The sequence below is a fragment of the Janthinobacterium sp. LPB2021202312-11-4 genome (assembly GCF_037049705.1).
GTDB lineage: Bacteria > Pseudomonadota > Gammaproteobacteria > Pseudomonadales > Pseudomonadaceae > Aquipseudomonas.
The window spans coordinates 1-14,801 of sequence record NZ_JBAGKV010000037.1 but is presented as its reverse complement, the minus strand read 5'-3'; the positions used below and the strand labels follow the sequence as shown (position 1 = coordinate 14,801).

12 protein-coding genes are annotated in these 14,801 nt (G+C 57.4%); 7 read left to right on the top strand and 5 right to left on the bottom strand.

Features of this window, described 5'->3' with window-relative positions; translation table 11 throughout:
• Positions 1 to 12 precede the first annotated feature (12 nt).
• The gene (locus V5E99_RS27285; protein ID WP_499805418.1) at positions 13 to 2,955 is read left to right on the top strand and encodes a DUF748 domain-containing protein; all 2,943 of its coding nucleotides are present in this window, start codon (positions 13 to 15) and stop codon (positions 2,953 to 2,955) included.
• Entirely contained in the window at positions 2,952 to 3,251 is a 300-nt protein-coding gene (locus tag V5E99_RS27280; protein WP_499805417.1) for a DUF2845 domain-containing protein, read from the top strand. Before V5E99_RS27285 ends, V5E99_RS27280 begins: the two co-directional genes overlap by 4 nt.
• 242 nt (positions 3,252 to 3,493) lie before the next feature.
• Here V5E99_RS27280 and V5E99_RS27275 read toward each other — a convergent pair whose 3' ends face one another.
• Both V5E99_RS27275 and V5E99_RS27270 read right to left on the bottom strand, forming a co-directional pair.
• On the bottom strand, positions 3,494 to 3,844 hold the full coding sequence (locus V5E99_RS27275) for a BON domain-containing protein (RefSeq protein ID WP_499805416.1): 351 nt from the start codon (positions 3,842 to 3,844) through the stop codon (positions 3,494 to 3,496).
• A gap of 333 nt (positions 3,845 to 4,177) precedes the next feature.
• Positions 4,178 to 4,597 carry a pilin gene (locus V5E99_RS27270; RefSeq protein WP_499805415.1) on the bottom strand — a complete coding sequence of 140 codons (420 nt, stop codon included), beginning with the start codon at positions 4,595 to 4,597 and terminating at the stop codon, positions 4,178 to 4,180.
• A 225-nt stretch (positions 4,598 to 4,822) separates the two neighbouring features.
• Here V5E99_RS27270 and pilB point away from each other — a divergent pair, with 225 nt between their 5' ends.
• From pilB to yacG, 5 genes are read left to right on the top strand one after another with little or no spacing between them, the layout of a single operon-like run.
• Complete coding sequence (pilB, locus tag V5E99_RS27265; RefSeq protein WP_499805414.1) at positions 4,823 to 6,523, top strand: type IV-A pilus assembly ATPase PilB; 1,701 nt, start codon at positions 4,823 to 4,825, stop codon at positions 6,521 to 6,523.
• A 2-nt stretch (positions 6,524 to 6,525) separates the two neighbouring features.
• Positions 6,526 to 7,743, top strand: a complete 1,218-nt coding sequence (locus V5E99_RS27260) for a type II secretion system F family protein (protein ID WP_499805413.1) — start codon at positions 6,526 to 6,528, stop codon at positions 7,741 to 7,743.
• Between the two features lies 1 nt (position 7,744).
• Positions 7,745 to 8,617, top strand: a complete 873-nt coding sequence (locus V5E99_RS27255; RefSeq protein ID WP_499805412.1) for a prepilin peptidase — start codon at positions 7,745 to 7,747, stop codon at positions 8,615 to 8,617.
• A gap of 8 nt (positions 8,618 to 8,625) precedes the next feature.
• Positions 8,626 to 9,237, top strand: a complete 612-nt coding sequence (gene coaE / locus V5E99_RS27250) for a dephospho-CoA kinase (protein WP_499805411.1) — start codon at positions 8,626 to 8,628, stop codon at positions 9,235 to 9,237.
• A complete protein-coding gene (yacG, locus tag V5E99_RS27245) occupies positions 9,234 to 9,434 on the top strand; it encodes a DNA gyrase inhibitor YacG (RefSeq protein WP_499805409.1) in 201 nt (66 codons plus the stop codon). Before coaE ends, yacG begins: the two co-directional genes overlap by 4 nt.
• A 10-nt stretch (positions 9,435 to 9,444) precedes the next feature.
• Here the strand turns inward: yacG and V5E99_RS27240 are convergent, their stop codons facing one another.
• The 3 genes from V5E99_RS27240 to V5E99_RS27230 all read right to left on the bottom strand — a co-directional run bounded on the left by V5E99_RS27240 (position 9,445) and on the right by V5E99_RS27230 (position 14,252).
• A complete protein-coding gene (locus V5E99_RS27240; RefSeq protein WP_499805408.1) occupies positions 9,445 to 9,660 on the bottom strand; it encodes a hypothetical protein in 216 nt (71 codons plus the stop codon).
• 63 nt (positions 9,661 to 9,723) lie between these two features.
• On the bottom strand, positions 9,724 to 10,413 hold the full coding sequence (locus tag V5E99_RS27235; RefSeq protein WP_499805407.1) for an energy-coupling factor ABC transporter permease: 690 nt from the start codon (positions 10,411 to 10,413) through the stop codon (positions 9,724 to 9,726).
• 824 nt (positions 10,414 to 11,237) lie between these two features.
• On the bottom strand, positions 11,238 to 14,252 hold the full coding sequence (locus tag V5E99_RS27230; protein ID WP_499805405.1) for an RNA-directed DNA polymerase: 3,015 nt from the start codon (positions 14,250 to 14,252) through the stop codon (positions 11,238 to 11,240).
• Positions 14,253 to 14,801: the final 549 nt, after the last annotated feature.

Here is a 14,801-nt window from a genome sequence, read left to right as displayed (position 1 = left end):
ATGAAGCCGCACATGCCCAAAGGATTGATTCGCGCTATCGGCGCCCTGTTGACTGCTCTGGCCCTCTACAGCCTGCTGGGGTTTCTGATTTTGCCGGGCATTGCCTTGCGGATCGCCAACCAGCAGTTGGCCAATTACGCCACGACGCCCGCCCATATCCAGCGGATCGAACTCAATCCCTTCAGCCTTGAAGTGACCCTGTGGGGCCTGGTCATCGGTGAGCCGGGCAAGGAACAGGTCGGCTTCGAACGGCTTTACGCCAACCTGCAGATCGACAGTCTCTGGACCAAGGCGCTGCACCTGTCCGACATCGAGCTGGACAAGCCCAAGACGGAAATCCTGTTCGGCAAGGACGGCAAACTCAACCTGCTCGGCCTGTTCAAACTGCCCGCCAGCGAACCGACCCCGGCCGACCCGAATGCCAAGCCTTTCCCGTTGCGGGTCGAGCGCATCAAACTGGCCGGCGGTTATGTGCACTTTGAAGATGCACGTCCCAGCGAGCCCATCGAATTTCTTTACGACAAACTCGATTTCGAGCTGAAAAACCTCAGCACCCTGCCCGACGACAACGCCGACATGACCCTGGTCGCGGCCGGCCCGGCCGGTGGGCAAATCGACTGGACGGGCAATTTCAGCCTGATCCCGATCGCCTCCGAAGGTAAGTTGAAAGTCACCGACGGCCAGATGAAAGTCTGGTGGCCGTACGTCCGTGACGCGCTGCCGCTGGCCCTGGAAAACGGCGTGCTGAACCTGAGCACCGACTACAAACTTAACCTCGCCAAGGAAACCGAACTGCTGCTGAGCAACGTTGCGGTCAGTGTCGCGCCGTTTGCCATCAACGCGCCGGATGGTCGGCCACTGGTGAAACTTGAACGGCTGGACGTCAGCGACACCACCGTCGACCTGGCCAAGCAGCAAGTCGTCGTCGGCAAGATCCGCAGCAACAAACTCGAAACCTGGGCCGCCCTGGAAGCCGATGGGCAACTGGACTGGCAGAAACTGTTCGCCAGCCAGCCATCCAAAGCAGCGGTCAAGGCCAAAGCCGAACCGGCAGCCACGCCAGCAGCCGCCGACTCGCCAAAACCTGAACCGACGCCACCAGGCAAACCGTGGCAGGTGCTGCTCAAAGACGTGCAACTGCGCAATTACCAGGTGCACCTGGCCGACCGTAAGGCACAACCGGCGGTGGCGCTGGAAGTCGGCCCGCTGAACCTCGACCTGCAAAATTTCGACAGCCTCAATGGCTCGCCTTTCACCCTCAAGCTCGACACCGGCGTGGGCAAGCAAGGCAAAGTCACCGCAGACGGCCAGGTCAATCTGGCGCCGGTCAGTGCCAGGCTTAAAGTACAGACCAAGGACATCGACCTGCGGGTCGCCCAGTCCTACATCACCCCGTTCATTCGCCTGGAACTGCGCAGCGGCATGCTCGGCAGTGACCTGGCGGTTGATCTGAAAAGCACCGACCCGCTGGCGTTCAGCGTGACCGGTCGCGCCCAGGTCGATCAACTGCACACCCTCGACACCCTGAAGACCCGCGACTTCCTCAAGTGGCAACAACTGGTGCTCGAAGGCCTGAACTATCAGCATGGCGACAGCCTGTCGATCGACAAGGTCAACCTGTTCCAGCCTTACGTGCGCTTCATGATCAACGATGACCGCACCACCAACGTCGATGACCTGCTGATCCCGCAACCGCCCGACTCCGGCGCTAAAACCGCTGCCGCGAAACCGGCGGCCGGCAAAGACAAACCGATGGGCATCCACATCGGCGGCATCGCGATCAATGATGGCTCGGCGAACTTCGCTGACTTCAGCCTGACCCCAAACTTCGCCACGGCGGTTCAAGAGCTCAACGGGGCGATCGGCACCATCGACAGCCGCCAGGCGAAACCGGCGACTGTCGACGTCAAGGGCAAGGTCGACCGCTATGCGCCGGTCACCATCAAAGGCGCGGTCAACCCGTTCGACCCGATGGCCAGCCTCGACATCGCCACCAGTTTCAAACGCGTGGAACTGACCACCTTGACGCCCTACTCCGGCAAGTTCGCCGGTTACCGCATCCGCAAGGGCCGGCTCAATCTCGATCTGCATTACCTGATCACCAAGGGCCAGCTCAAAGCCGAAAACAAAGTGGTGGTCGAGCAACTGCAACTCGGTGAAAAAGTCGACAGCCCGGATGCCACGAGCCTGCCGCTGAAACTGGCGATTGCCTTGCTCAAGGACGTCGACGGCAAGATTTCCATCGAGTTGCCGGTGACCGGCGACCTGAACAACCCGCAATTCAGTGTGATGCCGATTGTCTGGCAGACCTTGCGCAACCTGATCGTCAAGGCTGCCGCCGCGCCGTTCAAAATGATCGGCGGCTTGATCAGCGGCGGCGGTTCGGAAGACCTGGGGACGGTGTCGTTTGCACCCGGCTCAAGTGACCTGAGCAAAGACGCCGAAGCCTCGCTGGTCAAGCTCTCCGGCGCACTCAAGGAGCGTCCGGCCCTGCGCCTGGAAATCGAAGGCACCGCCGCACAAAGCAGCGACGGCCCATTGATCGCCGAGCAACGCCTGGAACGCGAATACCAATACAACTACTACAAGATGCTCCAGCGTCGCGGCGACAAAGTCCCGGCCCAGGCATCTTTGCTGCAAGTGCCCGACGGCGAAAAGGGGCCGTTGCTGGAGGGGATTTACCGCACGCGCCTGAAGACTCAGCCGCCGGCTGAATGGAAGGATCTGGGCAAGGAAGAACGCACCGCCAAAATGCGCGCCGACGTGATCAAGTTCTGGAGTTCCAGCGACGTGCTATTGCGTCAACTGGGCCAGGATCGGGCCAGCAGCATCAAGGACTTCCTGGTGGACAAGGCACAAATGGCCGATGACCGCGTGTACTTCATCGACGCCAACCTCGGCGAAGCGGAAAGTGACGGTCGGGTGATTACGCCGCTGCACCTGGACGCCGAATGATGATCCGAAACGTGCTGATCGGCCTGGCGCTGGCGATGGCGGCCAGTCAGGCCAGCGCAGCCGATACCCTGCGTTGTGGCAGTCAACTGGTCAGCGTGGGGGACCGGTCCAGCGAGGTGCTGCAAAAATGCGGAGAACCGGTCAGCCGCGATCTGCTGGGCTACAAAAAAAGCGCCAACCGCCGGGAAGAGTTTCAGGTCGAGGAATGGACTTACGGGCCGAACGGCGGGATGTATCAGTACTTGCGGTTTGAGGGTAACCGGTTGAGAGAGATCACCAGCAAGCGCGGTAATTGAAGATCAACAGATCGCAGCCTTCGGCAGCTCCTACAGAGCAATGAGTACACCTGTAGGAGCTGCCGAAGGCTGCGATCTTTTGCTTTTGCGCTGCCCACAATAGAACAGGCCCCCGACACGAATGCCGGAGGCCTGTAATGGCCACATCCTTGTGGCCTTTCGCATGAACTCTCCAGAGGCGGCAGACGTATTGCCCGGCTCGTCTGCCACGCCTTCTCCCGGTCCAGGCGAGAAGTCTTGCCTTACTCGGCTTTCAGGCCATCAGCGGAGACCGCTTTGACGCCTTTGATTTTCTTGGTGATGGCAACAGCGGTGGTCTTCTGAGCTTCGGTGATCGCTACAGTCGACGACAGCGACACAACACCTTTGTTGGTTTCTACTTTGATGTCGGTACCCGGGATGCCTTTTTCGGTGACCAGGTCGCTTTTGACTTTGGTAGTGATCCAGGTATCGGAAGTGGTTTCTTTAGCCTTGGTCATTTCACCAGCCGCCAGAGTCATCGGGGTCTGGGTAGTGGTGGTGGTTTGAGCAAATGCTGCACCGGCCATGGTCAGGGTCAGCGCGGTAGCAGTAGCGATAGCGAACTTCTTCATACGAGTAACTCCTGTTTTTCTATAAAGTCTGCTGCGTGTCTTCTCAGCAGGGTTACTGGGTATATTGCGAACGCTGTGCCAACCTTGAGACGAGTGATAAACCCTTATAAAACAATAAGTTAGGAAATACTGAAAATCCCGCAATCATGCAAATTGCATGAGTTGCGGATTATCGACATGCAAGATGCCGGTTTTAGCGTGGGCCTAAGGCCATGAATTTTGTGAAGTTTCACCGCTTGTACTCGCGCGCTCGCCAGGTAATGAAAGAACATGGTTTTGAGCTCACAAAAAAAAGCCTCGTCTTTGCAAACGAGGCTTCGGTCAACTGAACTGTCAACCGGAGGCAGTGCAGCCTTTAGGCGAGAAGTCAGCTGCTACGGTGGTCGTGCACGCCCAACCCGTCGCCGCAGTCCGAGTCAGCGTGATGGTTTTACCCAATACCGGGGCCGGAGCACTGAGGATCGTACAAGTGATTGTTCCGGCACCATCCGCTGGAGTACCGGAAGCAGTGAGCGTGCAGTTTGAGGTTGTAGTCGCCGTACCACCTGTTATCAGCGCTAACGTCGGGGCAGTACCCTGATTGATGACATCCTCGAACGGTACTTTCAACGCGCTGATCTCAGCGAGACCCGCCGTGACCTTAGCCCGCGCCTGGTATTTGCTATAGGCCGGCAGCGCAAACGTCGCCAGAATCCCAATGATCGCGACCACAATCAACAGCTCGATGAGGGTAAAACCTTTTTGACTATTCATAGACAAGCTCCGTGCATGAGTCGGAATCTCATGATCTGAATAAGCCCCAGCAGGGTCCATGCCAAACCCTACAGCCCCTGTCCACGGGGCGCGGTTCGACAGCAGCGCCGCTTCCGACCCCCAGCATCCGCACTATCTGACACTTTTTGTCACCTGAAGCCTCCTGGTTTCGCTGCATCCCTTGACTAGGCTATAAGTCATGAACTGTCTGCGTCCGGAATGCCCATGAACGACATCGCCCTTAGCGGTCTGGCCAAGCAATTGGTCCTGGCCGAACTGCTCACTGACAAAAGCGCGCAACAGGCGTATCAGCAAGCCCAACGCAATCGCATTTCCCTGGTCAGCTATCTGGTCCAGAACAAACTGGTAAAGAGCCGGCAGGTCGCGGAGATTGCTTCCGAGCACTTCGGCATGGCCTTGCTTGACCTCAATTGCCTGGACAAGGAAACCCAGCCCAAAGGCCTGGTCAGCGAGAAACTGGTTCGCCAGCATCACGCCCTGCCCCTGTGGCGACGCGGTAACAAACTGTTCGTGGGGATTTCCGACCCGACCAACCATCAAGCGATCAACGACATCCAGTTCAGCACCGGGCTGAGCACCGAAGCAATCCTGGTCGAAGACGACAAGCTCAGCGATGCCATCGAAAAATTCTTCGACAGCCACGCCACCGGCCTGGAAGAAATGGCCGACATAGACCTTGATGGTCTGGACATCGAGGCAGTCGACGACAAAAACCAGGATGCCATCGCCGGGCAAGACGCCGATGACGCGCCCGTGGTGCGCTTCGTCCACAAGATGCTGCTCGACGCGATCAAAAGCGGCTCCTCCGACCTGCATTTCGAACCCTATGAAAAAACCTACCGGGTAAGAATGCGCACTGACGGTATCTTGCGCGAAGTCGCCAAGCCGCCGAGTCAACTGGCCAGCCGCATCGCAGCACGGCTCAAAGTCATGGCAAGCCTCGACATCTCCGAGCGACGCCGGCCCCAGGACGGGCGGATCAAGATGCGCTTGTCCAAGACCAAATCCATCGACTTCCGGGTCAACACCCTGCCGACCCTGTGGGGCGAGAAAGTGGTGATCCGGATTCTCGACCCGTCCAGCGCGCAAATGGGCATCGACGCCCTCGGCTACGAACCCGAACAGAAAGCCCTGTTCATGGCCGCGCTCAAGCAGCCCCAAGGGATGATCCTGGTCACCGGCCCCACCGGCTCGGGCAAAACCGTGTCGCTCTACACCGGGCTGAATATCCTCAACACCGTCGACATCAACATCTCCACCGCCGAAGACCCGGTGGAGATCAACATGGAAGGCGTCAACCAGGTCAACGTCAATCCCAAGCAGGGGCTGGATTTTGCCCAGGCGTTGCGCTCGTTCCTGCGTCAGGACCCGGACGTGATCATGGTCGGCGAAATCCGCGACCTCGAAACGGCAGAAATCGCCATAAAAGCCGCCCAGACCGGGCACTTGGTGCTATCGACCCTGCACACCAACAGCGCGTCGGAAACCCTGACCCGCCTGCACAACATGGGCATCCCGGGCTTCAACATCGCCACGTCGGTCAGCCTGATCATCGCCCAGCGCCTGGCGCGCAAGCTGTGCAGTCACTGCAAGGCGCCTATCGAAATCCCCCGGGAAGCGCTGCTCAAGGAAGGCTTCCCCGAGGAACGCATCGGCTCGTTCACGATCTATGAGCCGGTCGGTTGTGAGCACTGCAACAACGGTTACAAGGGGCGAATCGGGATTTATGAAGTGGTGAAGAACACCCCCGAGCTGCAACGGCTGATAATGGCCGAAGGCAACTCACTGGAAATCGACACCCAGATGCGCAAGGACGGTTTCAACGATCTGCGTACGTCGGGCCTGATCAAGGCCATGCAAGGCATCACCAGCCTGGAAGAAATCAACCGGGTCACCAAGGACTGAACATGGCGGTCAAGGCAGCAAAAATCAGCGTGTATGCCTGGGAAGGCACGGACAAGAAAGGCACGAAAATGACCGGCGAGTTGAGCGGTCAGAATCCGGCACTGATCAAGGCGCAGTTGCGCAAGCAAGGTATCAACCCCGGCAAGGTGCGCAAGAAATCCGCCTCGATTTTCAGCTTCGGCAAACGCATCAAGGCCCAGGAAATCTCCCTGTTCACCCGGCAGATGGCGACCATGATGAAAGCCGGCGTGCCGTTGCTGCAGTCGTTCGACATCATCGGCGAAGGCTTCGACAACCCGGCCATGCGCAAACTGGTGGATGAGGTGAAACAGGAAGTCGCGGCGGGCAACAGCTTCGCCGCTTCCCTGCGCAAAAAGCCGCAGTATTTCGATGAGTTGTACTGCAACCTGGTGGATGCCGGCGAACAGGCCGGCGCCCTGGATACGTTGCTGGATCGAGTGGCCACCTATAAGGAAAAGAGTGAAAAGCTCAAGGCCAAGATCAAGAAAGCCATGACCTACCCGCTGGCCGTGGTGTTTGTCGCGATCATCGTCACCGGGATTTTGCTGGTCAAAGTGGTGCCGCAGTTCAAAACGGTGTTCGCAGGCTTTGGCGCCGAATTGCCGAGCTTCACCTTGATGGTGATCGGTCTGTCGGAGTTCATGCAGCAATGGTGGTGGGTGATGCTCGGCGTGCTGATCGCGGCGATCTTCGGTTTTCGTCACGCCATGAAAAAGTCGCAATCCTTTCGCGACCGGATGGACACCTGGCTGTTGAAACTGCCGTTGGTGGGGGCGCTGATGTACAAATCCGCCGTTGCCCGTTACGCCCGCACCCTGTCGACCACCTTCGCCGCCGGGGTGCCGCTGGTGGATGCGCTGGAGTCGGTGGCCGGCGCCACCGGCAATATCGTGTTCAAGCGTGCAGTCCTGCGTATCCGGCAGGACGTCTCGACCGGCATGCAGTTGAATTTCGCCATGCGCACCTCCGGGGTGTTCCCGAACATGGCGATCCAGATGGCGGCCATTGGCGAAGAATCCGGCGCCCTGGACGACATGCTCGACAAGGTCGCCAGTTTCTACGAGGACGAAGTGGACAACATGGTCGACAACCTCACCAGCCTGATGGAGCCGTTCATCATGGTGGTGCTGGGTGTTGTGGTCGGCGGTCTGGTGGTTGCCATGTACCTGCCCATTTTCCAACTCGGCTCAGCGATCTGACATGCCCTTGAACGATTACCTGACGCTCTATCCCTTGGCCTTTGTGATCACCGCGCTGGTGCTCGGCCTGGTGATTGGCAGTTTTCTCAACGTAGTGATCTGGCGCCTGCCGAAAATGCTCGAACGGGAATGGCGCACACAGGCCCACGATGTCCTGGGCCTGCCGTCCGAGACACCCCTGCCGACTTATAACCTGATGCTGCCCCATTCCCAGTGCCCGCACTGCGGCCACAAGATTCGCGCCTGGGAAAACATCCCGCTACTGAGTTTTCTGTTGTTGCGCGGTCGCTGCTCGAACTGCGCGGCACCGATCAGCCTGCGCTACCCGCTGACCGAACTGGCCTGCGGTCTGCTCTCGGCGTTTATCGCCTGGCATTTCGGTTTCGGCTGGCCCGCCGGCCTGATGCTGGTGTTGACGTGGGGCCTGTTGGCCATGAGCCTGATCGATGCCGAGCATCAGTTGCTGCCCGATGTGTTGGTGTTGCCGCTGTTGTGGCTGGGGCTGATCGTCAACGGCTTCGAGCTGTTCGTGCCGCTGCACGATGCCGTGTGGGGCGCAGTGGCCGGTTATATGGCGCTGTGGTCGGTGTTCTGGCTGTTCAAGCTGATCACCGGCAAGGACGGCATCGGTCACGGCGATTTCAAGCTGCTGGCGATGCTGGGGGCCTGGGGCGGCTGGCAGATATTGCCGCTGACGATCCTGCTGTCATCGCTGGTGGGGGCCATTCTCGGGATGATTTTGTTGCGCCTGCGGGACGCGAAAACCTCGACGCCGATCCCCTTCGGTCCCTATCTGGCGATTGCCGGCTGGATTGCCTTGCTCTGGGGTGGTCAAATAACCGACTTCTATTGGCAGTTTGTCGGTTTGAAATGAATACCCCTGTGGAAAAACCCTGGATTCTCGGCCTGACCGGCGGCATCGGCAGCGGCAAAAGCGCGGCGGCCCAGCACTTTATCGACCTCGGCGTGCACGTGGTGGACGCCGATCATGCCGCGCGCTGGGTGGTTGAACCCGGTCGTCCGGCACTGGCGAAGATCGTCGAGCACTTCGGCCCCGGCGTGTTGCAGGCCGATGGCCAACTGGATCGCGCGGCGTTGCGCAAACTGATCTTCGAAGTCCCGGAAGAACGCCGCTGGCTCGAAGCGTTACTGCATCCGCTGATCGCCACGGAGATCGTCGATCATCTGGCCAAGGCTCAATCGCCTTACGCGATTCTGGTGTCGCCGCTGCTGATCGAGTCCGGGCAGTACGCCATGACCCAACGGGTGCTGGTGATCGACGCCCCGGAACAACTGCAGATCGAACGCACCCTGCAGCGTGACCAGACCAGCGAACAACAGGTCCAGGCGATCCTCAAGGCCCAGTCCAGTCGCCAGGATCGCGTGAGCCATGCCGACGATGTGGTGGTCAACGACCGCGACCTCGCCTGGTTGCACAGCGAGGTCGAACGCCTGCATCACTTTTACCTTACTTTGCGTGGAGGCCAGTCATGAGCCCAGTCCCAACCGTCGAATGCCCAACCTGCGGCGCCCCAGTCGAATGGACCCCTGAGAGCACCTTCCGGCCGTTCTGTTCGGACCGTTGCAAACTGATCGACCTGGGGGCCTGGGCGTCGGAAGAACACAAGATTCCGGTGAGCCCGGATGCCGAGGACGAACTGTTCAGCGAAGATTTCGACCCGCGTCACTGAAGCCGGCGCATCAGGGCCGCATAAAGCCGTAGTCCTGACCGTCATCGAGGTTCTCGGCGAGAAACTGCAACTCATCCGCCAGATCCTCGACACTGCGCACCGTCTTGCTCTGCTGCACCACCGCGCTGAGCAAGGCGCGCAGGCTCAACCCCGGATCGAACCCCACCTCTTGCGCCGCATCCAGACTGTGACGCAACTCTTGCCTTGCCCACTCGTAGACACTCATTTCGATGCTCCTGAAGGTTTTCCAGAGCATGGAAGCGTCAGCCCATTATGGGTTTGATGTGGATCAAGATTTGGGATCGTCGTCTTTCCAGGGCGCCGAAAGGTAACGGGTGCGGTTGAACGTCTCCAGCCACTCGGGGCAAAACACCACCAGCGCGCTGATCACCATGCCGTTGATGAACGCCTCGGGAAAGATGATCAACCAGAGATAGCCGACGAAGTCTTCGAGCCAGTACGGCATGGCGAAAATCTCGTCGTACCACAGCAACCACAACCCCAGCAGCAGACAGAGCAACGCCGACAGCGCCGCTGCAAAGAAACCGGAAACGAAGATATACACAAAGGGGTTACGCGGCTGGGCACGTTCCACCAGAATCGCGCAGCATTCCGTCACCAGCACCGGCAGCAGGATCAGCAATGAGCCATTCACCCCGACAGCCGCCAGGTCCTGACGCCCGAGGAACACCAACCCCAGTTGCGCCACCAGCGCGCCGACAATCGCCAGCGGCCAGTCCAGCAACAACGTCACCGCCGTCATGCCGATAAAGTGATACGACACGCCAGTATCGAAATCCCGTCGCACCAGCCACAGCATGAACAGCGCGAACACCGTGCCAAACAGCAAATGCTGACGCCGCCGGTCGCTGAACACCTCGACCCACGGCGCACGGCAGATCGCCCAGATCACGATGGGCACGTAAATCGCCCAGCCGACGGTCAGACTTCCTGACGACAGCAGCTCGGCGCCGATCATGACGACCTCCCCTTGAACACCACGACACTCTCCTTGATGGGTTGCGGCTCGATGCCAGCAGTCTACACCGACGCAAAAGTGGCTCCAGTCGATGCAAAGCTTTCTGCTTGTCGCATTTGATATTGAAGAATAAAGTCTGTCGCGACCAACCCGCTGGAGGCATTGATATTCCTGAAATATCCAAACCAAGAATCTCTTTGGAAAGTCTGTCGCTGCTGCCAAACGGCAATATTTTCTGTGTTCCTCTGCGAATAAAGTCTGTCACGCGGTCGGCTAAGTACGCAGGTGGGTTGGTGTAGCGGCGTTTTAATCAACGAGCCGTTGCATTTGCTCAACTGACTGACAGCACGAAAGCCTTAGAAAGGGACTACGACGGCCTGCTCTTGCAGGCCGTCGCTAGATTGACGCATGAGATGGTCTGAGACATGTCGGGAATGAAAGCCTGAGCCAGGCTCTAATGGGAAACGAAGCAATTGCTTCGTGTAAATCACTTTTATGCCTTGTTAACTACCGTGATTAACAGTGCAAAAATTGGGTTTACAAGGAAGTGAAGGTCGCCAGTTTCAGTAGATACGCTGGGTATCCCTTTCTGAGTGGGTAATTGCACTGACTTGCCCACCCATTTGCATTCGACCTGACCAGTCATTTGCATCGGATTTGACCATCACGCTTCGTGACCATTACCGGCAGAGAACGGCCAAAAGCAGACGTATTTGCGCTAGGCACTGCTGCCCGATATGAGGTTCAGAGGTGACCGCGCAACTAGGCGCGATTTTGGATCAGCATGGATGAAAAACAGTAAACCCTGCTTGATCGAGTCAGGTCTAGGCACCTTTGGGTAATACTCTCCGATCCGATGCCATGTCCTCGTTGAAGCCATCTGGCACAGGCTTGAAACCTGAGGCTGGCGAGCGGAGGCTGGACTGGAACTGACGCAGGCTCAGTACGTCGATTTCACCTGTAATGCAGTAGTCGTGGTTACCTCCCTTGACTCGTAATATGTCGCGCTTCCAGCGCTCCTTGTAAGGTGCACGGATACGGCTATCACCGAAGCGGCGGTTGTTGCATTGGATGATGTAAGCATGAATATCAAGGGCGGCAGACTCCACCAGTGCGTTGAATGTGTCGGTGTCGCTGTTCCACTCTGGAACAAACAGCGCGTCGATCTGACCGCGTAGGGCGGCGCGATAACGAATATTGGTCAGCTCGCTGCAGATCATGATGGCAAAGCGGAAATCGCCATGCTGGATTACCGGAGGCTTTTGCCACTGTTGCTCTTGAGTGGGCTGCATCTGCAGGCCTGCTAGGCGAAAGAGTTCTTGCTCCTCATGGAATGCTGGACGCTGTTTATCCTGGCGATAGAGCATCAGCGAAGGGAACCCCAGACCGTCGTGCGTTAGCGAAGCCCAAACCTGGTGGCGCACATACTTTTTCGGTGCGTGGAGGTACTCCACCCCTGTGATCAAAGATATGCCACGGCCCTTTAGCTTGTCGGCAATACGCATAAACCATTGGGGTGGTAGAGACACTTCCGGGAGGATCAAGTAACCAGCACCGTCAGGCCGAGAGATCAGTTCGTTGATCAGGCGATTGATGCGCTGGTAACGGTGCAGGCCGTCCGGATCGGGCAACCCCATGATGGCGGCGGTAAAGCTTTCATCTTTGGTTTCCAAACTGGCCACAGCGATGGTCTGTTTGGCATTGGGTTCTCCGTCCGGGATATGCAAAACCTGCTTCTTGTCGAGGTGCGGCATCTTGTGCGCGGTCAGCTCAAAACCTCGCAGTGCTTGCACCACCAACCCCAGTGTTTGGCGGCTGGAGGCGGCAAAAGGGGTGGGGGCGATGAGGTAGAGCTCATTGAGGCTGAATGGGCGAGTGGCGAAGGTTAGTCCAGGCGGGGTGCCGCGTTTAAGCCTGAGCCAGTTCGCCAGTGTGGCGATGCCGTCGGTCATCTCGTCAGGCAATAGCTCTTCTGCGTCAAAAGTTGCGAGGTTTTTACGGAGTGGAATACCGCGCTGGCTGACCATTTCCTGAGGCAAGCCTGTAAAGCGCAAGGGGATATGGGCGAGATCGAAGCTGAACAGCCGAGCTTGAAGCTTCTGTATGTGCTGGCTGGTGATGTTCGTTGGCCTGTCCAAGAAGTTATTCCAGATGACGAAGGCAAGGCTCTCCATATGGCCGGTCATTTGGTTCTTCCAGGCGGTAGTCCCCGATTTGCTTAGGCGGGGCGGAAACGCAGAGACGATGCTCTGCGCTGTCACTTCCCAGATGGATCGCTTCCATAAATGTCGGGCTTCGGCAGGCACGTTGGCAGCAGCCAGGCTTTTGATCGCCAGAGTGCAGTCGCTCTCTACTTTATTGATTAGGCCACCCAGTGCATTGATGATTTTGTCTAGGTACTCAAAATCTTCACAGGCGGTTGCCATGCGGATGATGCGTGGGAGGTATTGAGCCAGTTCGAAAAACTTAACTGGGGTGAGCAAATGCTCGATGACTGCGGCGAAAAAGGCATTGCGGTGTGCTTGCCAATCCTTCGGGGGGATATCGCGTTCGAAGGCTTCGTAGTTGCGAAGGCTAAGGGCAAAACCGGCGCGGTGCAGCGTCAGTGCATCGGTCTTTCGCAGATTGTCTGCTTGCTCTCCAGCAAGGTTGGTAGCTTTAAGCAAGTCCGTAGCCACGGTGTTGGGCGAATTCGGCAGGTCGGGTAACGCGCGCCATTCGCTTGCACGTTGGTTGATCTGTTCGGAAATGGCGTTGACCAGAGCGGTACCTGCAGACCCTGCAAGGATGAACAGCTTGTTTTTGCTGTTTTCAAAAGCGATGCGGTCTTCTTTGAGGTATCCAGGTTTGAACAGGATGCTGCCGTTATCTTTTTTGAGCAGGTCCTTGCCGCCGTCACGACTGAAGATCCACTCCCAAAACTGCTCAGTGGTTTTGATATTGCTGGCGTTTTCCATAACCAGCAGAATGTCGTCCACATAACGACCGTAATACAGTGGCACTACTTGTTGCTCGATGAACTGGTCGAGCCTGATTAGCGCTGCGTTTGCGACCACGGCAGACGCAGGCAAACCTACAGGTAAACCTTTTCCTAGTGGCGTTTCTTGTGCCCAGGCCAACAAGGCGGAAATGAACAGGCGGTTCAGTTTGGACTGCGATTCGCTCAGTTCAATTTTGGCTAATTTGAGGAAGCTATCGTCGAGCATAAAACCGGGGCTTAGCTCGTGATAGAAACTGCTTACATCGGCTGTGAGTGCCAATACTTTTTTCTTCTCGCTCAGGGCTGTGCGCATCGCCTTGATGCCACCGTCGCGCCATTCACGGAAGGGTCTGAGATAGGGCTTGAATGATCCAAGGGCCCACGTGTTGATCTCATCGTGCCGGTTACGGCGTAGGCGGCTGCCAAAGACATTGCTGCTGAGCTGCTTGTCGAAGAGATCGCCGACTTCCATCATCCATAGTGATGACAGCACGTGAAAGTCGATGCTGCAGCGGGCCATGAGACGGAATACGGCAGTGGGGTGGTTACCGACCTCAGTCGCGCTTAGCCACTCGGCTTCCGGTGAGGCGAAGATCAGACTTTGATCCTCCTTTCCTTTCACAATCTGGATTTCTTTTGGGGCCAGCGTCCAAGTGCCTAGAAATGCAGGGTCTTTCACCCAATCCTCGTTCATCGCTTCGATCTGCTCTTTCAGGCGAGTGAGGTTTTTGCTCAGGTCGTCTTCATAGTTGGCAATGTCGAACAGCGACGGGTTGGTTGAGTAGTAGAGGTCAACCTTGGCCTTGCGATAGGCGAGGCCAAGGTCGTGCAGCGATAACGACATCTGGATGACGTCCATTTCTTAACCTTCGGCAATCCTGAGATATCCCGGATATTACCGAAAGCAAGCATGAGTGGGCTAAAGCATTGCAAGGCGCTCTATCTCTACTCACCGATTGTCATGACTGGACCACTGAGCCGCCCCTAGTTTAGTAGGCGCTTTAACGGGCCGCTTTTGGCCGAGGCTGTGTAAAAACACTTTCGTGCAGATACAGCAATCAAAATCGGCGCGAAAACCACGCTCCTAAGCAAAATCCAGGTCTGCTGACCAACCGAACGTCTGCAGATTTAACCAAGAAGCGAGGCCTTCAAAACGGCGCCTGCGTTTTTACACAGCCTCGGCCGGTTGCAGCCCTTCACGAGAGGCAGCAATCGGCCAGAACTGGACGTTCAGGTAGGCCTGGATAAGAGACCTAGAAGCTTCTCGGAGATTCGGAGTTGCTCAGAACCAGACAAGGTTGAGATTACGAAAGCTGTATTGGTTCTACCTTAAATGTCGTCAATCTGATTTCAGGGGAGAATGAGCAAAGTGTCCATGCTCGAGCTTTCAGCAATCAGTCCATCCTAG

What these genes read in the sequence shown, in the direction of transcription:
- V5E99_RS27285 (WP_499805418.1), top strand. Translation starts at nt 13, where the DNA reads ATGCCCAAAGGATTGATTCGCGCTATCGGCGCCCTGTTGACTGCTCTG.
- V5E99_RS27280 (WP_499805417.1), top strand. Translation starts at nt 2,952, where the DNA reads ATGATGATCCGAAACGTGCTGATCGGCCTGGCGCTGGCGATGGCGGCC.
- V5E99_RS27275 (WP_499805416.1), bottom strand. Translation starts at nt 3,844, where the DNA reads ATGAAGAAGTTCGCTATCGCTACTGCTACCGCGCTGACCCTGACCATG.
- V5E99_RS27270 (WP_499805415.1), bottom strand. Translation starts at nt 4,597, where the DNA reads ATGAATAGTCAAAAAGGTTTTACCCTCATCGAGCTGTTGATTGTGGTC.
- pilB (WP_499805414.1), top strand. Translation starts at nt 4,823, where the DNA reads ATGAACGACATCGCCCTTAGCGGTCTGGCCAAGCAATTGGTCCTGGCC.
- V5E99_RS27260 (WP_499805413.1), top strand. Translation starts at nt 6,526, where the DNA reads ATGGCGGTCAAGGCAGCAAAAATCAGCGTGTATGCCTGGGAAGGCACG.
- V5E99_RS27255 (WP_499805412.1), top strand. Translation starts at nt 7,745, where the DNA reads ATGCCCTTGAACGATTACCTGACGCTCTATCCCTTGGCCTTTGTGATC.
- yacG (WP_499805409.1), top strand. Translation starts at nt 9,234, where the DNA reads ATGAGCCCAGTCCCAACCGTCGAATGCCCAACCTGCGGCGCCCCAGTC.
- V5E99_RS27240 (WP_499805408.1), bottom strand. Translation starts at nt 9,660, where the DNA reads ATGAGTGTCTACGAGTGGGCAAGGCAAGAGTTGCGTCACAGTCTGGAT.
- V5E99_RS27235 (WP_499805407.1), bottom strand. Translation starts at nt 10,413, where the DNA reads ATGATCGGCGCCGAGCTGCTGTCGTCAGGAAGTCTGACCGTCGGCTGG.
- V5E99_RS27230 (WP_499805405.1), bottom strand. Translation starts at nt 14,252, where the DNA reads ATGGACGTCATCCAGATGTCGTTATCGCTGCACGACCTTGGCCTCGCC.